19 protein-coding genes are annotated in these 22448 nt (G+C 45.4%); 15 read left to right on the forward strand and 4 right to left on the reverse strand.

Going from position 1 to position 22448, the window contains the following annotated elements; genetic code table 11:
- Window positions 1-287 precede the first annotated feature (287 nt).
- From ACUM5Y_RS06195 to mobA, 3 genes are read left to right on the forward strand one after another with little or no spacing between them, the layout of a single operon-like run.
- The gene (locus ACUM5Y_RS06195) at window positions 288-2966 is read left to right on the forward strand and encodes a nitrate reductase (RefSeq protein ID WP_445976002.1); all 2679 of its coding nucleotides are present in this window, start codon (window positions 288-290) and stop codon (window positions 2964-2966) included.
- Window positions 2963-3961 carry a glycosyl transferase family protein gene (locus tag ACUM5Y_RS06200; RefSeq protein ID WP_445976003.1) on the forward strand — a complete coding sequence of 333 codons (999 nt, stop codon included), beginning with the start codon at window positions 2963-2965 and terminating at the stop codon, window positions 3959-3961. Before ACUM5Y_RS06195 ends, ACUM5Y_RS06200 begins: the two co-directional genes overlap by 4 nt.
- A gap of 7 nt (window positions 3962-3968) precedes the next feature.
- Window positions 3969-4550, forward strand: coding sequence for a molybdenum cofactor guanylyltransferase (mobA, locus tag ACUM5Y_RS06205; RefSeq protein WP_445976004.1), 582 nt, complete (start codon window positions 3969-3971; stop codon window positions 4548-4550).
- Here the strand turns inward: mobA and ACUM5Y_RS06210 are convergent.
- From ACUM5Y_RS06210 to purM, 3 genes are read right to left on the reverse strand one after another with little or no spacing between them, the layout of a single operon-like run.
- The gene (locus tag ACUM5Y_RS06210; protein ID WP_445976005.1) at window positions 4537-5265 is read right to left on the reverse strand and encodes a DUF3108 domain-containing protein; all 729 of its coding nucleotides are present in this window, start codon (window positions 5263-5265) and stop codon (window positions 4537-4539) included. The two genes, mobA and ACUM5Y_RS06210, sit on opposite strands and share 14 nt — an antisense overlap.
- Window positions 5266-5278: 13 nt before the next feature.
- On the reverse strand, window positions 5279-5932 hold the full coding sequence (gene purN / locus ACUM5Y_RS06215; RefSeq protein ID WP_445976006.1) for a phosphoribosylglycinamide formyltransferase: 654 nt from the start codon (window positions 5930-5932) through the stop codon (window positions 5279-5281).
- A complete protein-coding gene (gene purM, locus ACUM5Y_RS06220; protein WP_445976007.1) occupies window positions 5929-6987 on the reverse strand; it encodes a phosphoribosylformylglycinamidine cyclo-ligase in 1059 nt (352 codons plus the stop codon). Before purM ends, purN begins: the two co-directional genes overlap by 4 nt.
- A gap of 115 nt (window positions 6988-7102) precedes the next feature.
- Here purM and ACUM5Y_RS06225 point away from each other — a divergent pair, with 115 nt between their 5' ends.
- Both ACUM5Y_RS06225 and ACUM5Y_RS06230 read left to right on the forward strand, forming a co-directional pair.
- Complete coding sequence (locus ACUM5Y_RS06225; RefSeq protein ID WP_445976008.1) at window positions 7103-8203, forward strand: DUF2066 domain-containing protein; 1101 nt, start codon at window positions 7103-7105, stop codon at window positions 8201-8203.
- Window positions 8204-8210: 7 nt separating this feature from the next.
- Window positions 8211-8435 carry a hypothetical protein gene (locus ACUM5Y_RS06230; protein ID WP_445976009.1) on the forward strand — a complete coding sequence of 75 codons (225 nt, stop codon included), beginning with the start codon at window positions 8211-8213 and terminating at the stop codon, window positions 8433-8435.
- Window positions 8436-8642: 207 nt separating this feature from the next.
- Here ACUM5Y_RS06230 and gltA read toward each other — a convergent pair whose 3' ends face one another.
- On the reverse strand, window positions 8643-9926 hold the full coding sequence (gltA, locus tag ACUM5Y_RS06235; protein WP_445976010.1) for a citrate synthase: 1284 nt from the start codon (window positions 9924-9926) through the stop codon (window positions 8643-8645).
- Window positions 9927-10540: 614 nt separating this feature from the next.
- Between gltA and sdhC the strand changes: the two genes are divergently transcribed.
- From sdhC to ACUM5Y_RS06285, 10 genes are all read left to right on the forward strand, one after another.
- A complete protein-coding gene (gene sdhC / locus ACUM5Y_RS06240; RefSeq protein ID WP_445976011.1) occupies window positions 10541-10873 on the forward strand; it encodes a succinate dehydrogenase, cytochrome b556 subunit in 333 nt (110 codons plus the stop codon).
- Window positions 10867-11214, forward strand: a complete 348-nt coding sequence (gene sdhD / locus ACUM5Y_RS06245) for a succinate dehydrogenase, hydrophobic membrane anchor protein (RefSeq protein WP_445976012.1) — start codon at window positions 10867-10869, stop codon at window positions 11212-11214. Before sdhC ends, sdhD begins: the two co-directional genes overlap by 7 nt.
- Window positions 11215-11217: 3 nt before the next feature.
- Window positions 11218-12990 (forward strand): succinate dehydrogenase flavoprotein subunit, encoded by a 1773-nt coding sequence (gene sdhA / locus ACUM5Y_RS06250; protein ID WP_445976013.1) that lies wholly within the window; start codon window positions 11218-11220, stop codon window positions 12988-12990.
- A gap of 13 nt (window positions 12991-13003) precedes the next feature.
- Window positions 13004-13708 (forward strand): succinate dehydrogenase iron-sulfur subunit, encoded by a 705-nt coding sequence (locus ACUM5Y_RS06255; RefSeq protein ID WP_445976014.1) that lies wholly within the window; start codon window positions 13004-13006, stop codon window positions 13706-13708.
- 367 nt (window positions 13709-14075) lie between these two features.
- A complete protein-coding gene (locus ACUM5Y_RS06260) occupies window positions 14076-16913 on the forward strand; it encodes a 2-oxoglutarate dehydrogenase E1 component (protein WP_445976015.1) in 2838 nt (945 codons plus the stop codon).
- Window positions 16914-16946: 33 nt separating this feature from the next.
- Window positions 16947-18446 carry a 2-oxoglutarate dehydrogenase complex dihydrolipoyllysine-residue succinyltransferase gene (gene odhB, locus ACUM5Y_RS06265; protein ID WP_445976016.1) on the forward strand — a complete coding sequence of 500 codons (1500 nt, stop codon included), beginning with the start codon at window positions 16947-16949 and terminating at the stop codon, window positions 18444-18446.
- A 104-nt stretch (window positions 18447-18550) separates the two neighbouring features.
- On the forward strand, window positions 18551-19990 hold the full coding sequence (gene lpdA, locus ACUM5Y_RS06270; protein WP_445976017.1) for a dihydrolipoyl dehydrogenase: 1440 nt from the start codon (window positions 18551-18553) through the stop codon (window positions 19988-19990).
- Window positions 19991-20080: 90 nt separating this feature from the next.
- Entirely contained in the window at window positions 20081-21247 is a 1167-nt protein-coding gene (gene sucC / locus ACUM5Y_RS06275; RefSeq protein ID WP_445976018.1) for an ADP-forming succinate--CoA ligase subunit beta, read from the forward strand.
- Between the two features lie 2 nt (window positions 21248-21249).
- Window positions 21250-22122: a succinate--CoA ligase subunit alpha gene (sucD, locus tag ACUM5Y_RS06280; protein ID WP_445976019.1), complete on the forward strand. Its 873-nt coding sequence runs from the start codon at window positions 21250-21252 to the stop codon at window positions 22120-22122.
- A gap of 94 nt (window positions 22123-22216) precedes the next feature.
- Window positions 22217-22411: a cysteine-rich CWC family protein gene (locus ACUM5Y_RS06285; protein WP_445976020.1), complete on the forward strand. Its 195-nt coding sequence runs from the start codon at window positions 22217-22219 to the stop codon at window positions 22409-22411.
- Window positions 22412-22448 lie beyond the last annotated feature (37 nt).

The following is a 22448-nucleotide window of genomic DNA, read 5'->3' on the forward strand; positions in this document are numbered from 1 at the left end:
TACGAGAGATTTCCTACTTTATGACGCCCTATGATAGGGCGTTTTTTTTGCTTATTCCCCAAAGAGTGGGTAACCTTTTTTAATTTCTGGCTAAGATATTGAATAATAAGATTTTTTAAAATTCTAAATAGGTAGGGTGTTTGGTCTGTTTTTTGCTTATCTATAATTATATTACACAGGATCAATGTGGGTCCGAGTGTTCAAACAGATTTTAAAATTGGCAACGTAGCCCAATGAGCTTTCCACGGAAAGTTCATTGGGCTTTTTGCGTTTTAAGGAAGGTAACTATGACGATTACCACTGGTAAAACCACCTGTCCATATTGTGGCGTAGGCTGTGGGGTAAATGTAACTTTGCCAAGTTCACCCGATGCAGCCATTGCCCCCGTGTCAGGGGATAAAGAGCATCCTGCGAATTTTGGTCGTCTCTGTGTGAAAGGCAGCAGTTTGGCACAAACCTTAAACCCCCAAGGGCGTTTATTGAGCCCTATGATGAACGGGCAAGCTTGTTCATGGGAGGATGCGGTGGCAACCATAGGCGATAAAATACATCAGGTAGTAAAAGATCATGGACCTGATGCGTTTGGCTTTTACCTTTCTGGGCAAATTCTGACGGAAGATTATTATGTCGCCAATAAGCTTGCTAAGGGCTTCATTGGTACCGCAAATGTAGATACCAATTCACGTTTGTGTATGGCCTCGGCTGTGGTGGGTTATAAGCGTGCCTTTGGCTCAGATACAGTGCCTTGTAATTATGAAGACTTAGAGCTGTGTGATTTGCTAATTATGGTGGGCTCTAACGCGGCTTGGACGCACCCCATCTTATATCAGCGTATTAGTGCTGCCAAAAAAGCCCGACCGCAAATGAAGGTTGTGGTCATTGACCCAAGAGAAACGGCGACTTGTGATATTGCGGACCTTCATCTGGCCATTAAGCCAGGTAGTGATGGGGCGATTTTTTCCTATCTTCTAAATCACTCGGAACAAGCCGGTATTCTCGATAAAGACTTTATTGAGCATCATACGGACAACTTTGCTGCCACCTTGGAGCAGGTGCAAGTTTCCACACCAAGTGCCAAAAGTACCGCTGAATTTTGTGGTATTCGCATCGAAGATTTAAATTGCTTATGCCACTGGTGGACCAATAACTCCAAAACAATCAGCTTTTATTCTCAAGGGGTTAATCAGTCATCCTCTGGAGTGGATAAATGTAATGCCATTATCAATTGCCATCTGGCGACAGGCCGAATTGGCAAAGAAGGGGCGGGGCCATTTTCAATTACTGGTCAGCCGAATGCTATGGGCGGGCGTGAAGTGGGTGGCTTAGCCAATCAGTTGGCGGCTCATATGGATTTTGCCACCCCCGGCGCTCAGGATTTAGTGCAACGTTTTTGGCAAGCCCCTAACATGGCGACGGAAAATGGCCTGAAAGCCGTAGATTTATTCCAAGCGATGGAAGAGGGGAAGGTAAAAGTGCTGTGGGTGATGTCTACCAACCCTATGGTGAGTTTACCCGATACGGCGCAAGTGCGACGTGCATTAGAAAAATGTGAATTAGTGATAGTTAGTGATTGTAAGGAACACACGGATACCACGGCTTTTGCTGATATTTTGCTGCCAGCAACAGGCTGGAGTGAGAAAGATGGCACAGTGACCAACTCGGAACGTCGCATCTCTCGTCAACGAGGGCTATTAGCGCCTCCCGGTGAAGCAAAGCATGATTGGTGGGCGATTTGTGCCGTCGCCAAGCGGTTAGGTTATGGGGCCGCATTTGATTATCAGCACCCACGAGATATCTTTGTAGAACATGCGGCCTTGTCTGCTTTTGAAAACAACGGCAAGCGAGACTTTGATATTGGCCATTTTAGTGACATGACTCTACAGGAATATGATGATCTAAGTCCTGTGCAATGGCCTGTCCCCAAAGGACATCCCCAAGGAACTAAACGCATGTTTACCGATGGCCGTTTCTTTACGCCAAATGGTAAAGCTAAGTTTGTGCCAATAGTGCCTGAATTACCTAAGTTAGCGACCAATGAAGAATGGCCTTTTGTGTTAAACACAGGCCGAGTTCGTGATCAGTGGCATACTATGACACGAACAGGGGATGCGGGCTCTTTAGCCAAGCACACGGATCAGCCTTATGTTGAAATTCACCCTAAAGATGCTCGTGAGCTGGGTATTAGTGAGCAATCTCTTGTGCGAGTCACGGCACCTTCAGGAGACGTCCTGCTAAGGGCAAAAGTGAGCCGAGGAACGGCCCCTGGCGCGGTGTTTGCGCCGATTCACTGGACCCAGCAATTTGCCAATGCTGCGGTCGTGTCCAATTTAGTGCCACAAGTAGTTGATGCTTTGTCGGGGCAGCCCGAATCTAAGCATGCCAGAGTAAAATTAGAGGCACTTCAACAAGTTAGTTACGGTTTTGTGATGTCTACTAGGCCCATTTCTCAGCTAGATTGTTTATACTGGTGCCGAGTGCCTTCCCAAGTAGACTTTTATTATCAGGTAGCCTGGTCACAACAGCAGGATACGACCAGTTGTCGCTCTATGTTTGCTGCAGGTCAAGAGAGTGCCCATTGGGAATGGTTGGAATATACCAATCCGTTAACGGGTCAGCTAAGATTGGCCGCACTAGAAAACGATAAGCTGGTTGCCGTGGTGTATTCGAACCAGCAGCCAGAAGCTACCTCCCCTGATTGGCTAGTGAGTAAAATGGCCAGTGGTGACAAAGTCACAGAACTTGAACGTATGGCGCTGCTGGTGGGCTTACCTGCCAGTGTTGAAGACAAAGGCGCTATTGTTTGTTCTTGTTATCAAGTGGGCAGCAAACAAATAACCAAAGCCGTAGAGTCTGGCGCCACCAGTGTGGAAGCACTGGGCCAAGCGCTGAAATGCGGCACCAATTGTGGTTCTTGTATCCCAGAACTCAAACACTTTATCCCGACGATTACGGAGTTGTCAGCATGAGCAAAGCCTTTACCCAATATGTCAAAATCCTTGGGCGAGGAAAAAAGGGCGCACGCACTTTAACGGTAGAAGAAGCCGAACATGCTATGTCGTTAATGCTGACAGGGCAGGTGGCTCCCGAGCAGTTAGGGGCGTTCTGGATGTTGATTCGCATTCGTGAAGAAACCGTTTATGAAACGGTGGGATTTACTAAAGCCACCCGTGAATTCTTGAGCCAAAAAGAAACCCTAGATACTGCGGTTGATCTCGATTGGCCAGCTTATGCGGGCAAGCGTAATGAGTTGCCTTGGTTCCTATTGGCAGCGTTAGCACTGGCCAACAGCGGCATTAAAGTATTTATGCACGGTCACGCTTTTGAAGGCGAAGGCCGCATCTATGTGGATGAAGCGATTACTGCCCTTGGTTTGTCTGTTGATGATGACTTGCAGCAAGTAAAACAGCATTTACAGGAAAATAACTTTGCCTTCATGCCTCTGGCAGACATAGATAATACTCTGGGCCGTATGATGGACCTGAAATACACCTTGGGGTTACGCTCTCCGGTGAATACCGTGGTGCGTATGATGAATCCATTTAATGCAGCACACAGTGTTCACGGAGTGTTTCACCGTGGTTACGACATGCTGCATTTGTCTGCTTGCGAGCAGTTAAATGATCCTTCGGTATTGGTATTCCGTGGTGGTAATGGGGAAGCCGAAGTAAACCCAGAGCGTGATGTGACCTTAGGTAAATGGCAAAATGGTGTCGCCAGTTGGACGGGTTGGCCAAAGGCCGAAACCGAGCATAAGAGACTAAAAGACCAAATGGATTTAAGCCGTTTAGTAGACCATTGGAGTGGAGACCAAGTTGATCCCTTCGGTGAACAAGCGGTTCGTCAGACCATTGCATCTGTCGCTGGCTTAATTCAAGGCATTGCTTCCCATGATGAATGTTTGGCCTTGGCAGATGACATCTGGTCTAAGCGTGATAAGTCCTGGTTGGCAGCTAAAAAGTAGTCGTCCTATGTCAGACTTTTCGCTAACAGGCGCTATTTTAGCGGGTGGTAAAGGCCAGAGGATGGGCGGTGTCAATAAAGGGCTGCTCATTTGGGCTGGTCAGCCTTTGGTGATGCATGTGCATCATGCCATGGTACAAGTCGTAGAAGAGATAGGCTTTAACACCAACGACCACCTAGAGGCTTACCAAGCTTTGGGGGCGAAAGTGATCAGTGATAAAGATCACCAGAATAAAGGCCCACTTTCAGGGATATTATCTTGCTTGCAAGAGGCTCAAGGCTCTCATTTACTCATATCCCCCTGTGATACGCCTTGTATCCGTCCTCAAGCGTTTAAGGCATTACTCGAATCTGCCCAAGGGCAACCCGATTGCATTGTTTATTTGCGAAGTGAGAGTGGTGACCACCCCCTACATGGAATAATCCCAAAGGCATCCGTTAAGGAGTTAGAGAAATACTTAACGGGAAACCGTTTTAATGTGATGGGATTTTATCAGGCCTATGGGGCACAAGCCTTAGACTGGCCCCATGAATCAGAATTGTTAAATATTAATACTCAACAAAGCTTAGCAAGCCTCATGGATAGCTAACTTTATCAACATCTAGGCGATAGGATTCGCTGTCAGTTTTATGCTCAAGTTTCACTAGCAAGTAATCAAATTTAGGCGCGAACCAGAAATAGGTGCGCTTACCACTTTCAAGATTATCAATGCGTGTCATCTTGATGGTTGAGACCTTTCCTAAAGCGGTTGTAATAGTTTCACGTTTTTCACGTTGAAAACGCCAGTTTTTGATGTATCCACCGTCAGCAATGCTGTAGTCAAATTCATTTTTACCCTGTTTCAGATCTTGTCGTACTTGTAATTGAATCGACAATTTGTCCAAGGTTTTTGGTGGCACGCTCAGGTACCAAGGTTTGTCTTTTATATCGTTTAGAACTTGATTGTTTTTCCAATCGAAAGTGAGGTCGGCACTTTTTTTCTTACCGAATACTTTACTCTCATAATGGTATTGCTGAGGGATAATTTGGTGGTCTTTTACCAGGAAAGTAGATGTTTCACTGAGGGAAGCAATAAAGTTATCGGCGGTGAATTTGAATTCCCAGAGATTCGCGGATTTTTTACTCAGGGTTTGTTTGCCTTCTACTTTGAGACTAATGCCTTTTTTCCAAACAGTACTGTAAGTGGCAGAGTAGGGGGCTAAAAAACTTGCTTTGTCTTGGTCAGCTTCGGCAGAAAAAGAAAACACAGAAAAACTCATTAATACCAATGGGACAAAAAGCGTCCTAATTGTTTGAGGAACCATGTTTTCTCCTATTCTAGATTAAATCTGGATGATACATCACACCGCTTTCAGCCAATATCTTGCCATCTAAAACTGCGGTGCCCTGCTTATAGGCAAGCCTTTCTTCACTGAACCACTTCACCGCAAGTGGGTAAATGATGTGCTCGTAAGAATGTATCTTGCTTGCTAAGGTATCGGCCGTTTCTGTTTTTTCTATAGGGCAACTTGCTTGCAAAATGACAGCGCCCGCATCAAGCTCAGCACTAACAAAGTGGACAGACACCCCATGTTCTTTTTCACCCGCATCAATCGCTCTTTGGTGAGTATTGAGACCTTTATACTTAGGCAGCAAAGATGGGTGAATGTTCAACATTCTACCTTCGTAATGTTGCGCAAAGGTTTCAGTGAGAATGCGCATGAAGCCAGCTAATACCACAAGTCTTGGTTGGTACTGGTCAATGATCAGCTTGAGCTGCTCATCAAAGGCTTCGCGGCTATCGAAACTCTTATGATCAAGAGTATGAGTCGGTATACCTGCTTTCTGGGCACGTTGAAGTCCAAATGCATCGGCTTTGTTGCTTATCACCGCGCAAATCTCAACATTTAGATTGCCTTGCAAGCTTTGATCAATCAAAGCTTGCAAGTTGCTGCCGCTGCCAGAAATTAAGACAACGATAGGAAATGTCATGCCTGGGCCTCAAGGTCCGAGATCAAAACATCTTTTCCACCGTTACGTGGGCGAATATCACCAATGATCCAAGCTTCTTCACCTGCTTCCTTCAGGATCGCGAGTGCTTCCGCTGCCTTGTCATTATCAAGGCAAAGTACCATACCAACACCACAGTTCAGTACACGGTACATTTCTTCTTGCTCAACATTGCCTTGCTCTTGTAGCCAATCGAAAACAGCAGGGCGAGTCCAGCTCTTAGCATCGATAAATGCTGCCGCATCTTCAGGTAATACACGAGGAATGTTTTCTAGCAAACCGCCACCGGTAATGTGAGCAAGTGCATTTACAGGCATGGTGTCCATTAGTTTAAGAATGGATTTCACATAAATGCGAGTAGGCTCCATCAAAGCGTCTTTTAGGGCTTTGCCGTCAATCTCTTGGTTGAGGTCAGCTTTGCTAACTTCCAAGATCTTACGGATTAGGGAATAGCCGTTAGAGTGAGGGCCAGAAGAGCCTAGGGCGATTAGTGTATCGCCAGCTTTTACCTTGGTGCCGTCAATGATGTTTTCTTCTTCTACCACACCAACACAGAAGCCGGCTAGGTCGTAGTCACCATCGTGATACATGCCAGGCATTTCAGCGGTTTCACCACCTACAAGGGCACAGCCAGATTGAAGACAGCCTTCACCAATACCCGTTACTACGTTTGCCGCTACATCAATGTCTAGTTTGCCTGTAGCGTAGTAATCTAGGAAAAGTAGAGGTTCAGCACCGGCAACGATCAAATCGTTTACACACATAGCCACAAGATCGATACCTATGGTGTCGTGTTGGTTAAGATCCATAGCCAAACGCAGTTTGGTGCCCACACCGTCGGTGCCAGAAACCAAAATTGGGTTTTTGTATTTTGTTGGTAAGCGAGTTAAAGCGCCAAATCCACCTAGTCCACCTAAAACTTCAGGGCGACGGGTTTTTTTGCTAACGCCTTTAATACGTTCAACAAGCTGGTTGCCAGCGTTAATATCAACGCCTGCGTCTTTATAACTAATCGATGCTTTATCCGACTTGGTCATTGCCTATGCCTTATCATGGTACGAGAAAAAAACGCATTTTAGCATAGTGACACATTAGGGCTATGGTTCTTTGTGATTAAGACAGTAGAATAGGCAAATAAACGAAGGAAGGGTGATGAAAATTCGTATTATTTTATTTTTAGTCTGTGTTTTGAGTGGCTCGATTGCCAATGCGGTGCCTGTGCAAGGGCTATATCGAGCAGATATAAATGTACCAGCCATAGAATCTGAATCGGCGATGTTGAATTCAGCTTTTTCTCAAGCTGTAAAACAGGTCTTGATCAAGGTGTCTGGGGATGAGCAAGCCATTCGTGGCAACTTGTTGGTACAAGCGCAAAAGTCTGCGGCCAGTTGGGTGGCACAACACTCGGTAGTAACCTTACCTGACTTGTTGTCTACAGAAAACGGCTTGGTGCCGGGAAGACAAGTCATGGTGACGTTTTATCGAGAATCCATTGATGGTTTCTTGTCGCAAAATAATTTGCCTGTGTGGGCCGAAAATCGACCTTCTGTTTTAGTTTGGTTGGTGAATGACGATGGCGCTTCTCGTCAAGTATCGGGCGCGAATGCCCCATCTGCGGAATTAAATGAATTTGCTCAGGCGATGACCCTAAAAGGCGTGCCTGTCTACGCGCCATTGATGGACTCAGTTGATCAAAGCGAGATCAGTGCAGCTGATATTTGGGGCTTTTTTACCGACAGTATTCAGCAAGCCAGTCGCCGCTATCAAACAGATGTTGTGGCGGCGTTAAGACTGAGTCGTTTCGGAGAAAGTGCTTCTGGTGATTTGTTATTGCTCTTGCCGAATGGGGATACCCAGCGATTCTCCATCGCCGGAGATGACTTAAACGCTCTGCTCGATACAGGCGCTGGCCATCTAGCGAAAGCTTTGTCGGATCGTTATGCCGCAGTACGTAGCCGAGAGTCCAGTGCCAGTTATGTTTTGCAGGTGCTTGGGGTCTCTGACTTTAAGCAAATGGATAAGGTGCAGGCCTATCTACAAAGTGTTGGGGTGGTGCGAGAGGTACAATTGCAGCATGTAAAAGCCAATCAAGTGGCGTTTAGCGTAGACGTTGATGGTGGCAAGGATAAATTATTGAGCGCTATTGGCTTAAGTCGAGTACTCGTTCCGACTCAGCCGCCATTGTTAACAGAAGCAACAGAAGCAACCGAAGAAAGCCCAAACACTCAATACTTTCAATTTAATGGGGAGTAAGCGTTACATGTCGGAAGAAACAGTAGTTAGTCGTGATTTTTATGCTCGTTCATTGGAAGAGCAACAAGACTTTTTGACCCAAACATGGTGTAACCAATGCCAGGAGATCGATCTAGGCATGAAAAACCCACAAGAATTTAGCACTGAAAGCCGCTTATGGATTGAAGGTGACTGTCTTAAATGTGGTACAAAAACCATTACAGAGCTCGTGGAAGAAGATGAAGACGAGTAATGAAGGTTAGATCAAAGTGGCTTATTTAAGGCTTAGTGACCTTCAATAAGTCACGATCTCTAGGGGCAAATTTCATTTCAACTATGTTTCTTATATTTCCCTATAACTTTCACATCATCTTTCATTTCTTTTAAGCAAAAAAATCCCCGCTAATGAGCGGGGATTTAGAGTCTTTCTATCACCTGAATTTTATCAGGAGGCGCCTAACTAGTCTTTAGTTGGGTAGTCGCGCTCTGGTTGACCCACGTAAAGTTGGCGAGGACGGCCAATCTTGTACGGTCCGCTGATCATTTCGTTCCAGTGAGAGATCCAGCCAATGGTACGTGACATGGCAAAGATCACGGTAAACATACTGGTTGGAATACCAATGGCTTTCATGATGATGCCAGAGTAGAAGTCTACGTTCGGGTAAAGCTTACGTTGTACGAAGTATGGATCTTCTAGAGCGATTTGCTCAAGGCGCTTGGCGATTTTAAGTAGAGGGTCGTTAGACATACCCAATTCTGCCAATACTTGATCACAAGTTTCGCGCATAACCTTGGCGCGAGGGTCAAAGTTTTTGTAAACACGGTGACCAAAGCCCATAAGACGGAACGGATCGTTCTTGTCTTTCGCTTTAGCGATGAATTCATCAATGTTCGACTCATCACCAATTTCTTCTAGCATGGTCAATACAGCTTCGTTAGCACCACCGTGAGCAGGGCCCCATAGTGTTGCGATGCCAGCCGCAATACATGCGAATGGATTAGCGCCAGAAGAGCCTGCTAGGCGTACCGTTGATGTTGAAGCGTTTTGCTCGTGGTCAGCATGCAAGATAAAGATGCGATCCATAGCTTTCGCGAAAACTGGGTTCACAACGTAATCTTCACAAGGTGTTGCGAACATCATGTATAGGAAGTTTTCAGCGTAAGATAAGTCATTGCGAGGGTGCATAACCGGCTGATCTTTAGAATATTTGTAGCAGGTAGCAGCCAAAGTCGGCATTTTAGAAATCAGGCGGAAGGCTGCAATTTCACGATGCTTGGAGTTGTTAATGTCCATGTGATCTTGATAAAAAGCGGACAATGCACCCACTAAGCCACACATGATAGCCATAGGGTGGGCATCATTGCGGAAACCTTCGATGAATTTGTGCATCGATTGGTTGATCATGGTGTGCTTACCAACCGTTCTTTCAAATTCAGCTTTCTCAGTGGCGTTAGGAAGCTCTCCGTAAAGCAATAGGTAGCAGGTTTCTAAATAATCAGAATGTTCTGCTAGTTGTGCAATAGGGTAACCTCTGTGTAATAGGACACCTGCTTCGCCATCTATGTAAGTGATCGCGGATTCGCAAGACCCAGTAGACATAAAGCCTGGGTCAAAGGTGAATACTCCTTTAGAGCCTAAAGTGCGAACATCAATAACGTCCGTACCAAGAGTCCCTGAAAGAACAGGTAGTTCGATGGTTTGCTCGATCCCATCCACTGTAAGTTGCGCTTTTTTATCGGCCATTTATGGTCTCCTCCGAATACAGATTTTAGACAAATTAAGTCGTTATTTGACGTGCTTTATCTAAAAGGTGCGGAAAAAATACTGTTTCTCGACTATAAAAGTCAATCTTGCTTGCTTTGTATGGATTGTGTTAGCGAAATGGCTTTTGTAATTAAGTTACGAAAAAAGTAAGTGTAAAATCACGTAAAGAAATTGAAAGAAATCTCAAGTGTTTGAAATATAAGGGTTTTAATATATTGCTCATGTTTCGTTTTGTGTAATTTAGTACCATTATTGTTTCGGCTTATGGCTACATTCATTTGGTGAATGCTGATCATTGAAAACCTGCTGCTCAGTCTATTTGTCATCGCATTTTTTGCTGGTTTATAATTGCGCCCCGATGATTTTATTGATTTGTCGACATGAACTTACTGAAAAGAGAGTCACTTTTTAATAAGGTGTTTGCAAATCGATGGGATTTTCAACGTAGGCCTAAAATGTACCACTGTGTGTTTTTAAAGTAACAGTAAGTGCAGGTTAGTATTGGGTCGTGGTTAACCATTCAATTGTTAAAATGGTGTAAATAAATCGTGAACAAAAAAAGACCAGTCAATCTTGATATATCAACAATATCAATGCCCGTCACTGCAATTGTTTCCATCCTCCACCGTATTACCGGCATTATCCTTTTTGTAGGGTTAATGTTTCTGTTCTATGCATTCGATCTTTCCTTAGCGTCTCAAGAAGGCTTCGATCAAGTGGCCGATGTGTTGCAAAATAACTTTCTTGCGAAATTTATTATCTGGGGTGTTGTTTCTGCATTGATGTACCACTTTGTAGCAGGTGTTAAGCACTTGTTTATGGATTTAGGGCATTTCGAAGAGTTAGATAGTGGACGCCAAGCCGCCGTAGCAAACCTTGTGATTGCCGGTGTTCTTGTTGTGTTAGCAGGGGTGTGGATATGGTAACTCAAATTACAAGTTTTGGCCGTTCTGGTCTTTATGATTGGATGATGCAGCGAGTTTCTGCATTGATCTTATCTTTGTACACCATTTTTATTATTGGGTATTTGGTTTCAAACCCTGATCTTACTTACGATCAGTGGAGTGCGTTGTTCGAAACCACTTGGATGCGTATTTTTAGCTTGATGATGTTATTGTCTATCGGTGTGCATTCATGGATCGGTTTGTGGTCTATCTCTACTGACTACATCAAACCAACTGGCATTCGTTTCTTTTTTCAATCTCTATGCGGCTTTGCAATGTTTGTATATGTCGTTTGGGGAATTCAGGTTCTTTGGGGGCTATAAATAATGGCAAATGTTCGTACTATCTCTTTTGATGCCATTGTTATCGGCGGCGGCGGCGCGGGCATGCGCGCGGCGTTGCAGTTAACGGAATCGGGTTTAAACACAGCTTGTGTGACGAAAGTGTTTCCGACACGTTCGCACACAGTATCTGCACAAGGTGGCATTACTTGTGCCATCGCAAGTGATGACCCAAATGACGATTGGCGCTGGCACATGTACGACACCGTAAAAGGGTCGGACTACATTGGTGACCAAGACGCAATCGAATACATGTGTTCTGTTGGCCCACAAGCAGTTTTTGAACTTGAGCATATGGGTTTGCCATTCTCTCGTACTGAGCAAGGACGTATTTATCAGCGTCCATTTGGTGGCCAATCTAAAGATTTCGGTAAGGGCGGTCAGGCTGCTCGTACCTGTGCTGCGGCTGACCGTACTGGTCACGCGCTATTGCACACCCTATACCAAGCTAACTTAAAAGGTGGTACGACTTTCTTTAACGAGTGGTACGCAACCGATTTGGTTAAAAACAGTGAAGATGCGGTAGTTGGTGTTATTGCTATTTGTATCGAAACAGGCGAGACCGTTTACCTTAAAGCTAAAGCAACAGTTATTGCTACAGGTGGTTCAGGCCGTATTTACCAGTCAACAACTAACGCCCACATCAATACAGGTGATGGTGTTGCTATGGCGCTGCGTGCTGGCTTCCCAATGCAAGACATGGAAATGTGGCAGTTCCACCCAACCGGTATTTACGGTGCGGGAACGCTTGTAACAGAAGGTTGTCGTGGTGAAGGTGGTTACCTGATCAATAAAGACGGTGAGCGCTTCATGGAGCGTTATGCGCCAAACGCTAAAGACCTTGCAGGTCGTGACGTAGTAGCACGCTCTATGATCCTTGAGATCCTTGAAGGTCGTGGTTGTGGCCCAGAAGGTGATCACGTATTGCTGAAACTAGATCACCTAGGTGAAGAAACCCTAAATAAACGTCTGCCAGGTATTCTTGAGTTGTCTCGTACCTTTGCTCACGTTGACCCAGTAAAAGAACCTATTCCTGTTGTACCAACTTGTCACTACATGATGGGTGGTATTCCAACGAACGTTGGTGGTCAAGCGCTTAAGCAAAACGCTAATGGCGAAGACGAAGTTATTGATGGTTTGTACGCTTGTGGTGAAGCGGCGTGTGTATCTGTACACGGTGCTAACCGTCTAGGCGGTAACTCACTGCTAGATTTGGTAGTATTTGGTCGTGCGGTAGGCTTGCAGGTTAAGAAATCTCTAGATGAAGGTTTCGATTCCCTAAGCGCTGACGAGACAGATGTTGAAAAAGCGATGACACGTCTAAACCGTTTGAATGCTTCTACTTCTGGTGAGAATGTTGCTGAAGTTCGTGCAGAGCTACAAAAAGTAATGCAGCTTTACTTTGGTGTATTCCGCGATGGCGAATCTATGCAGAAAGGCTTGAAAGAGCTTGCAGCGATTCGTAAACGTGTTGAAAACTTGAATCTTGATGATAAGAGCCAAGCCTTCAATACGGCACGTATTGAAGCACTAGAGCTTGAAAACTTGTTGGAAATTGCGGAAGCAACAGCGATTCCTGCGGAATACCGCAAAGAAAGCCGTGGTGCGCACGCCCGTAACGATTTCACTGAACGTGATGACGAAAACTGGTTGAAGCACTCATTATTCCATCCGGCGACTAAGTCCGTTACCAAGCGTGACGTAAACTTTGCTCCGAAAACAATGGAAGCTTTCCCACCTAAGATTCGTTCATACTAAGGAGTAATTCAGTATGTTAGTTAGTATTTATCGTTACAATCCAGAGGTGGACGACGCGCCATACATGCAGGATTATCAAATTGATCTTCCTGCTGGCAAAGACCTAATGGTATTGGATGTTCTAAACTTGCTTAAAGCTCAGGACTCTACTATTTCTTACCGTCGTTCATGCCGTGAAGGTGTGTGTGGTTCCGATGGTATGAACATGTCTGGTAAAAATGGCTTGGCTTGTATCACGCCTGTGTCTGAAGCTGTGAAAAATGGCAAGTTGGTATTGCGCCCGCTGCCAGGTTTACCAGTAGTTCGTGACCTAGTGGTCGATATGGGTCAATTCTACAAGCAGTACGAGAAAATTCGTCCTTACTTGATCAATGATACGCCAGCGCCAGCGATTGAACGCTTGCAAAGTCCTGAAGAGCGTGAAAAGCTTGACGGATTGTATGAATGTATCTTGTGTGCATGTTGTTCAACCGCTTGTCCTTCTTTCTGGTGGAACCCAGATAAATTCGTTGGACCATCTGGTTTGTTGCAAGCGTACCGTTTCTTGGCAGACAGCCGTGACAACGCAACGCAAGAGCGTTTGAGCGAATTGGACGATCCTTTCAGTGTGTTCCGTTGCCACGGTATTATGAACTGTGTCAACGTTTGTCCTAAAGGGCTGAACCCGACGAAAGCGATTGGTAGCATTCGTACTATGTTGTTACAAAGAGCGACCTAATGCTCAGTGTGGCTAGAAGTGTTACTGATTAGTCACAAAAAATTGGCGGTTTGAGCTTTTTCAATACCGCCTTTTTTGCATTTTCTCTTTTTTGGTAATAGAAAGTGCAACATAAAGAATTTAAAATTCGACCTTTACGAGCAAGGATGTACTTAGAGAAATTGCTGGTTCTGATTTAAGGAAGTAGGGTGCTTTATTTCATAGAGTGCTTTCAGTAATTTGGTATTAAACGTAAATGGGCGAAGTGGTAGCAAGTAAATAAAAAAATCGAGGCTTTAACAGCCTTACGGGCCTGATCTTTCAATCGGCAAAAATTGTGGTTGATACCGGACTCCGGTAGCTGGCTCGAACATAAGGGTGATCGAGAATGCACGAAAGTTTAATGGAGTTGCTATGGAGCACTTCTCACTTTTCCGGTGGAAACTTGGAATATGTAGAGGGGATGTTTGAAAGCTACCTAGTCGATCCGAACTCTGTATCGGAAGAGTGGCGTAAATGTTTTGACCAATTGCCACGCGTAAGCGAAGCGCAATCAACAGATCTACCTCATTCCGTAATCCAAGAGCAGTTTTTGCAAATTGGTAAGAACAAGTTCCGTGCTATGCCTGCATCTTCAGGTCCTGCGGTAAGTTCTGATCATGAGCAGAAGCAAATTAGTGTTTTACAATTGATTGATGCTTACCGCGTACGTGGTCATCAACATTCGTCACTAGACCCGCTAGGATTGCAGAAGCGAGAAAAAGTCGCAGATCTAGACATCAGTTATCATCAGTTGACTGGTGCTGACATGGACACCAGCTTTAATACAGCTGCTTTGTTCTTCAACAAAGAAACCATGAAGCTAAGTGAACTGATTGCAGAACTTGAAAAAACTTATTGCAGCAGCATAGGTTATGAGTTCATGCACATTGTTGATACTCAGGAAAAAGCCTGGCTTCAACAACGAGTTGAATCCGTTCGCTCACATCCAGAATTCTCCCAAGAAACACGTCAAAACCTACTTGAGCGTTTAACCGCGGCTGAAGGCTTAGAGAAATACTTAGCGAGCCGTTACCCAGGTGCTAAGCGTTTCGGTCTTGAAGGTGGTGAAAGCTTAATCCCTATGGTGAATGAACTTATCCAACGTTCTGGCGCATTAGGCGCGAAAGAAGTTGTGATTGGCATGGCTCACCGTGGTCGTTTGAACGTCTTGGTTAATACCTTGGGTAAAAACCCGAAAGACTTGTTTGACGAGTTTGAAGGTAAGAAGCTTGTTAACACCTCTGGTGATGTTAAATATCACCAAGGTTTTTCTTCAAATGTGATGACAGCCGGTGGCGAAGTTCACATTGCCTTGGCATTTAACCCGTCTCACTTGGAAATTGTATCGCCAGTGGTTGAAGGCTCTGTACGAGCTCGTCAAGACCGCCGTGAAGACACAACAGGTAAGACTGTTGTTCCTATCTCTATTCACGGTGATGCCGCGTTTGCTGGTCAAGGTGTTGTGATGGAGACATTCCAGATGTCTCAAACTCGCGCCTACCGCACCGGTGGTACTGTTCATATCGTTATTAACAACCAAGTGGGTTTCACTACTAACCGTCAAGAAGATTCGCGTTCTACTGAATACGCAACTGATGTTGCTAAGATGATTCAAGCGCCGATTTTCCACGTTAATGGTGATGACCCAGAAGCTGTGTTGTTTGTGACTCAGTTAGCACTAGATTACCGTTACGAGTTTGGTCGTGATGTTGTCATCGACATGGTTTGTTACCGTCGTCGTGGCCACAACGAAACAGACGAACCTTCTGGTACTCAGCCGCTAATGTATAGCGTGATCAATAAGCTGAAAACGACTCGCACTTTGTACTCTGAACGTTTGGTGAACGAAGGTGTTGTTCCACAAGCGCTTTCTGATCAAATGGTGAATGAGAACCGTGAAGACCTAGACAACGGTCGTCATGTTGCGAAGAGCCTAGTGCTAGAATCACAAACTGCCTCTTTCGTAGATTGGAAGCCTTACCTTGGTGTTGAATGGACGGATGCAGGTGATACCACTTATCCGCTAGGTCAATTACAAGAAGTGGCCAAGAAACTGACTGCGATTCCAGATGGTGTTGTGGTTCAGCGTCAGGTGTCAAAAATCTACCAAGATCGCGATAAGATGACCGCTGGCGCCTTGCCTCTTAACTGGGGTTATGCGGAAACACTAGCCTTTGCCACGCTACTTGAGCAGGGCTATCCAATCCGTATTACAGGTCAGGATTCTGGTCGTGGTACTTTCTCACATCGTCATGCGGTTATTCATAACCAAAAGGATGGTAGTGCATACGTACCGCTGAAAAACTTGTCAGCTGATCAACCTACCCTTGATTTATATGACTCTTACCTTTCTGAAGAAGCGGTATTGGCGTTTGAATACGGTTATTCAACCACTTCACCAAAAGGTTTGGTGATCTGGGAAGCGCAATTTGGTGATTTCGCCAATGGTGCCCAAGTGGTAATTGACCAATTTATTACCAGTGGTGAGCATAAGTGGGGCCGTCTATGTGGTCTGACTATGTTGTTGCCTCATGGTTACGAAGGTCAAGGCCCTGAGCATTCTTCAGCTCGTTTAGAGCGCTTTATGCAATTGTGTGCGGAATACAATATTCAAGTTTGTGTTCCAACAACACCGTCGCAAATCTTCCACATCATCCGTCGTCAAGCGATTCGTCCAATGCGTCGTCCGCTGATTATCATGTCACCTAAGAGTTTGTTGCGTCACAAGCAAGCAACATCCACGTTAGAAGACTTGGCGGAAGGAAGCTTTAAGACAGTATTGCCTGAAGCGAATGAATCCGTTACGGCTGACAAAGTGAAACGTGTTGTACTTTGTAGTGGTAAGGTTTATTACGACTTGATCAACCGTCGTGAAGAGCTACAGAAAGATGATGTTGCAGTGATTCGTTTGGAGCAATTGTACCCGTTCCCATATGCTGATTTAGAAGCTGTGTTGGCGCCGTACAAAAATGTTGAAGACTTGGTTTGGTGTCAAGAAGAGCCGAAAAACCAAGGTGCTTGGCATGCCAACCGTCACCGTATGAACCGAGTATTGGAAGAACTTTACCCAACGCTGAAAATTCGTTTTGCAGGTCGAATTTCGTCTGCAGCACCAGCGGCGGGTTATATGTCCATCCATGTTGAAGAACAAGAAGCACTGGTCAACGACGCACTAGTTGGTTAGTACCATAGCCTGTCAGAGAGATAAGGGTATAAAATGAGCATTGAAATTAAAGCACCTACTTTTCCAGAATCTGTAGCCGACGGAACCGTTGCTACTTGGTATAAGCAGCCAGGCGAAGCCTGTGCACGTGACGAGCATATTGTCGACATTGAGACAGACAAAGTTGTCTTAGAAGTTGTTGCCCCTGCGGACGGTGTTTTAGAAACCGTTCTTAAAGCAGAAGGCGACATCGTACTGAGCGATGAAGTTCTAGCGACATTCGTTTCTGGTGCAGCAGCTGCCCCAGCACCTGCGGCGGAAGCGGCTCCTGCTGCGGCACCTGCAGCAGCGTCTGAATCTGTACAGATCAAAGCGCCAACTTTCCCTGAGTCTGTAGCAGACGGTACTGTTGCTGCATGGCACAAACAACCAGGTGAAGCTTGTTCACGTGATGAGCACATCGTTGATATCGAAACCGACAAAGTAGTGCTAGAAGTGGTTGCTCCGGCTGATGGCGTTATTGGTGACATTATCAAAGCCGAAGGCGAAACAGTATTGAGCGACGAAGTTTTAGCGAACTTCCTAGTGGGCGCATCTGGCGCGGCGGCTCCTGCGGCAGCAGCACCAGCTGCGGCGCCTGCGGAAGCAGACGAAGATGGCGTTGCAGGTCCTGCAGCTCGTAAAGCATTGGCCGAAGCGGGTCTAAGTGCTGCACAAGTAAAAGGTACTGGCAAAGGTGGTCGCATCACTAAAGAAGACGTTGATGCAGCAGTTAAAGCTAAGCCTGCCGCAGCGCCAGCACCAGCGAAAGCCGCTGCACCTGCTGCTATGCCAGCATTGGGCGCAGATGGTCGTATCGAAAAACGTGTTCCTATGACTCGTTTACGTGCCACCATTGCTAAACGTTTGGTTGAAGCGCAACAAACAGCGGCCATGTTGACCACTTACAACGAAGTGAACATGGGTCCTGTTATGGAGATCCGTAAGAAGTACAAAGATCAATTCATGAAAACCCACAACGGCACTAAGCTTGGTTTCATGTCTTTCTTTGTAAAAGCTGCGACAGAAGCGTTGAAGCGCTTCCCAGCGGTTAACGCTTCAATCGATGGCAACGACATGGTTTACCATGGTTACCAAGATATCGGTGTAGCCGTTTCTACAGACCGTGGTTTGATGGTACCTGTATTGCGCAACACTGAAGCTATGGGTCTTGCTGACATTGAATCAACTATCATGGACTTCGCTCTACGTGGTCGTGACGGTAAGTTGGGCATGGATGACATGCAAGGTGGTACTTTCACCATTACTAATGGTGGTACTTTCGGCTCTCTAATGTCGACACCTATCATTAACCCACCACAAACAGCTATCTTGGGTATGCACAAAATCCAAGAGCGCCCAATGGCGGTTAATGGTCAAGTGGTTATTCAGCCTATGATGTACCTAGCCTTGTCTTACGATCACCGTATGATCGATGGTAAAGAAGCGGTACAATTCTTGGTAACGATTAAAGAATTGTTGGAAGATCCACACCGTCTATTGCTTGAAATCTAAGCACTTGAAAATTGAGTATTCATACCCACTTTATAGTATGAATTGATTCTGTAGCAGCGCCCACAAAGCGCTGCTCGGTTTGACTGAAATAAATGGAACCTCTTATGTCTGATAAATTTGATGTTGTTGTAATCGGTGGCGGCCCTGGTGGCTATGTTGCTGCAATTCGTGCTGCTCAGCTGGGTCTGAAAACAGCATGTATCGAAAAATGGTTAGACAAAGATAACAAGGCTCGTCTAGGCGGTACTTGTTTGAATGTTGGTTGTATCCCATCAAAAGCTTTGTTGGACTCTTCACACAAATACCACGACGCTAAAGAAGCTTACGGCGTACACGGTATTTCTGTGGGTGAAGTCGCTATGGATGTAAATGCCATGGTTGATCGCAAAGACAAGATCGTTGATCAACTAACCAGCGGTATTACCGGTTTGTTCAAAGCAAATGGCGTAACAAGCTTTGAAGGTTTTGGTAAAGTTCTTGCCAACAAAAAAGTTGAATTCACCGCTCATGACGGCACAGTAACTGTTCTAGAAGCAGAAAACGTGATCTTGGCGACAGGCTCTATTCCTGTAAACATTCCGCCTGCACCACGTACTGGCGACATCATCGTTGATAACGAAGGTGCCCTAGATTTCCGTGAAGTGCCTAAGCGTCTTGGTGTTATCGGTGCTGGTGTTATCGGTTTAGAGCTTGGTTCTGTATGGTCTCGCCTAGGTTCAGAAGTTGTTGTGCTTGAAGCACAAGATTCTTTCTTAAGTGTTTGTGACCAAGACATTGCTAAAGAAGCAGCGAAAATCTTCAAGAAGCAGCACCTAGATGTACGTTTGGGCGCTCGTGTAACGGGTAGCCAAATCAACGGCGAAGAAGTTGAAGTGACTTACCTTGATGCTAAAGGTGAAGAGCAGAAGCAAACTTTCGACAAACTGATTGTTGCGGTTGGCCGTAAGCCATTCACTCAAGGTTGTTTCTCTGATGATTCAGGCGTTAAGCTTGACGAGCGTGGTTTCGTATTCGTTGATGAGCAATGCCGTACTTCTGTACCAGGCGTTTACGCGATCGGTGATATTGTTCGTGGTCCAATGCTTGCGCACAAAGCGTCTGAAGAGGGCGTTATGGTAGCGGACATCATCGCTGGCCATAAAGCACAAATGAACTACGACTGCATTCCTTCTGTTATCTACACTCACCCAGAACTTGCTTGGGTTGGTAAGAGTGAGCAGGAGCTTAAAGCGGAAGGTGTTAAATACAAAGTGGGTAAATTCCCATTTGCTGCCTCTGGCCGTGCTATGGCTGCTAACGATACAGATGGTTTTGTTAAGATCATTGCTTGTGAAGAGACTGACCGTATTCTAGGTTGTCACATCATCGGTGGTCATGCAGCCGACCTGATCGCACAAGCGGTTATTGCTATGGAATTTGGTTCTACAGCAGAAGACATTGCTTTGACAGTATTTGCTCACCCAACAGTAAGTGAAGCAGTACACGAAGCAGCGTTAGCAGTAGATGGCCATGCTATCCATATTGCAAACCGTAAAAAGCGTTAATAAAAATTTAGATTTGCCGGCTTAAAGCCGGCAATTTCTGTCTTAACAGGCAGAGCTTATGTCAATCATTAAGATGAGCGGAAGAATCAAATGAACCTACATGAATATCAGGCTAAACAGCTTTTTGCTGAATACGGCCTGCCAGTATCTACAGGGTACGCAGTAGACACGCCTGAAGCGGCGGTGGAAGCAGCGAAAAAAATTGGTGGTGACAAGTGGGTTGTTAAAGCTCAGGTTCACGCAGGTGGTCGCGGTAAAGCGGGCGGTGTGAAACTTGTTGATTCTTATGAAGAAGTTTCTGCATTTGCAGCAAATTGGTTAGGTAAGAACTTGGTTACTTACCAAACAGACGAAAATGGTCAGCCAGTTGCTAAGATCCTAGTTGAGTCTTGCACAGACATCGACAACGAATTGTACCTAGGTGCCGTTGTTGACCGTTCTACTCGCAAAGTTGTTTTCATGGCGTCTACTGAAGGCGGTGTTGAAATCGAGAAAGTTGCAGAAGAAACGCCTGAACTAATCCACAAAGCGATCATCGATCCTCTAGTGGGTGCACAGCCTTACCAAGCTCGTGAAATGGCATTTAAAATGGGTCTTAACCCAGCTCAAATCAAGCAGTTCACTAAGATCTTCCTTGGTTTGTCGCAAATGTTCCACGACTACGATTTCGCCCTTCTAGAAATCAACCCATTGGTTATCACTGATGAAGGTAACCTTCACTGTCTAGACGGCAAGATCAACATCGACAGCAACGCTGTATACCGTCAGAAGAAAATGCAAGAGTTCCACGATCCATCTCAAGAAGATGAGCGTGAAGCACATGCTGCACAGTGGGAACTTAACTACGTAGCACTAGATGGTAACGTAGGTTGCATGGTAAACGGTGCCGGCCTAGCAATGGGTACAATGGATATCGTTAACATCCACGGTGGTAAGCCTGCTAACTTCCTAGACGTAGGTGGTGGTGCAACCAAAGAACGTGTTGCTGAAGCATTCAAAATCATCCTATCTGATGACAATGTTAAAGCCGTATTGGTTAACATCTTCGGTGGTATCGTTCGTTGTGACATGATCGCAGAAGGTATTATCGGTGCCGTTGAGCAAGTAGGTGTTAACGTACCTGTTGTTGTTCGTCTTGAAGGTACAAATGCTGAACTAGGTCGTGAAGTTCTTGCGAAATCTGACCTAGATATTATTGCTGCAGCAAGCTTGAAAGACGCCGCTGAGCAAGTTGTTAAAGCTGCGGAGGGCAAATAATAATGTCTGTCTTAATTAACAAAGATACTAAAGTAATCTGTCAGGGTTTCACTGGTGGCCAAGGTACGTTCCACTCTGAGCAAGCAATTGCCTACGGAACAAAAATGGTTGGTGGTGTAACACCTGGTAAAGGTGGTCAAACTCACCTAGGTCTTCCTGTATTCAATACAGTGAAAGAAGCTGTAGAGCAAACAGGCGCTGAAGCATCTGTAATCTACGTTCCAGCTCCTTTCGTTAAAGACTCTATCCTTGAAGCTGCGAATGCTGGTATCAAACTTATCGTTTGTATCACTGAAGGTGTTCCAACGCTAGACATGCTTGACTGTAAAGTTGCATGTGACGCACTTGACGTACGTCTAATCGGTCCTAACTGCCCAGGTGTTATCACACCAGGTGAATGTAAGATCGGTATCATGCCAGGTCACATCCACATGCCAGGTAAAGTAGGTATCGTATCTCGTTCTGGTACTTTGACTTATGAAGCCGTTAAGCAAACGACTGACGCTGGTTTCGGTCAATCTACTTGTGTAGGTATTGGTGGTGACCCAATCCCAGGTACTAACTTCATCGACGTATTGGAAATGTTCCAAAACGATCCACAGACTGAAGCGATTGTTATGATCGGTGAAATCGGTGGTACAGCTGAAGAAGAAGCGGCTGCTTACATCAAAGCAAACGTTACTAAGCCTGTTGTATCTTACATTGCGGGTGTTACAGCTCCTGCTGGTAAGCGTATGGGTCACGCTGGTGCGATCATCTCTGGTGGTAAAGGTACTGCTGATGAGAAATTTGCAGCACTAGAAGACGCAGGCGTTAAAACTGTACGTTCTTTGGCTGACATCGGTGCAGGCCTTAAAGAAATCACTGGCTGGTAAGTTGTTTGCAATAAACGCTTATTACTAGCTAATAAAATCCCTGCTTCGGCGGGGATTTTTTTTGCTTAATATTAACCGCGCAAGGAAGATAACAGTGCAGTGTCCATTTTGTTCACAAGATAATCAATGTTCGGTAGCAGGGCAGTGTTGGTGTTTTCAGCAAGAGATTCCTGCCTCCTTGTTAGCTTTATTGCCACCGGAACAGCAAGACAAGCGCTGCGTGTGTCAGTCTTGTGTGCAAGCCTACTTAACAGACGAAAAGCAGTTTATAAAAAACTTTGCACGCTAACTCGAGCAGAGGTACATTGCTAAATTAACGTAACTTC

This window comes from Marinomonas dokdonensis (genome assembly GCF_052747885.1).

Coding starts and splice junctions, on each gene's coding strand:
- ACUM5Y_RS06195 (WP_445976002.1), top strand. CDS start 288: ATGACGATTACCACTGGTAAAACCACCTGTCCATATTGTGGCGTAGGC.
- ACUM5Y_RS06200 (WP_445976003.1), top strand. CDS start 2,963: ATGAGCAAAGCCTTTACCCAATATGTCAAAATCCTTGGGCGAGGAAAA.
- mobA (WP_445976004.1), top strand. CDS start 3,969: ATGTCAGACTTTTCGCTAACAGGCGCTATTTTAGCGGGTGGTAAAGGC.
- ACUM5Y_RS06210 (WP_445976005.1), bottom strand. CDS start 5,265: ATGGTTCCTCAAACAATTAGGACGCTTTTTGTCCCATTGGTATTAATG.
- purN (WP_445976006.1), bottom strand. CDS start 5,932: ATGACATTTCCTATCGTTGTCTTAATTTCTGGCAGCGGCAGCAACTTG.
- purM (WP_445976007.1), bottom strand. CDS start 6,987: ATGACCAAGTCGGATAAAGCATCGATTAGTTATAAAGACGCAGGCGTT.
- ACUM5Y_RS06225 (WP_445976008.1), top strand. CDS start 7,103: ATGAAAATTCGTATTATTTTATTTTTAGTCTGTGTTTTGAGTGGCTCG.
- ACUM5Y_RS06230 (WP_445976009.1), top strand. CDS start 8,211: ATGTCGGAAGAAACAGTAGTTAGTCGTGATTTTTATGCTCGTTCATTG.
- gltA (WP_445976010.1), bottom strand. CDS start 9,926: ATGGCCGATAAAAAAGCGCAACTTACAGTGGATGGGATCGAGCAAACC.
- sdhC (WP_445976011.1), top strand. CDS start 10,541: ATGCCCGTCACTGCAATTGTTTCCATCCTCCACCGTATTACCGGCATT.
- sdhD (WP_445976012.1), top strand. CDS start 10,867: ATGGTAACTCAAATTACAAGTTTTGGCCGTTCTGGTCTTTATGATTGG.
- sdhA (WP_445976013.1), top strand. CDS start 11,218: ATGGCAAATGTTCGTACTATCTCTTTTGATGCCATTGTTATCGGCGGC.
- ACUM5Y_RS06255 (WP_445976014.1), top strand. CDS start 13,004: ATGTTAGTTAGTATTTATCGTTACAATCCAGAGGTGGACGACGCGCCA.
- ACUM5Y_RS06260 (WP_445976015.1), top strand. CDS start 14,076: ATGCACGAAAGTTTAATGGAGTTGCTATGGAGCACTTCTCACTTTTCC.
- odhB (WP_445976016.1), top strand. CDS start 16,947: ATGAGCATTGAAATTAAAGCACCTACTTTTCCAGAATCTGTAGCCGAC.
- lpdA (WP_445976017.1), top strand. CDS start 18,551: ATGTCTGATAAATTTGATGTTGTTGTAATCGGTGGCGGCCCTGGTGGC.
- sucC (WP_445976018.1), top strand. CDS start 20,081: ATGAACCTACATGAATATCAGGCTAAACAGCTTTTTGCTGAATACGGC.
- sucD (WP_445976019.1), top strand. CDS start 21,250: ATGTCTGTCTTAATTAACAAAGATACTAAAGTAATCTGTCAGGGTTTC.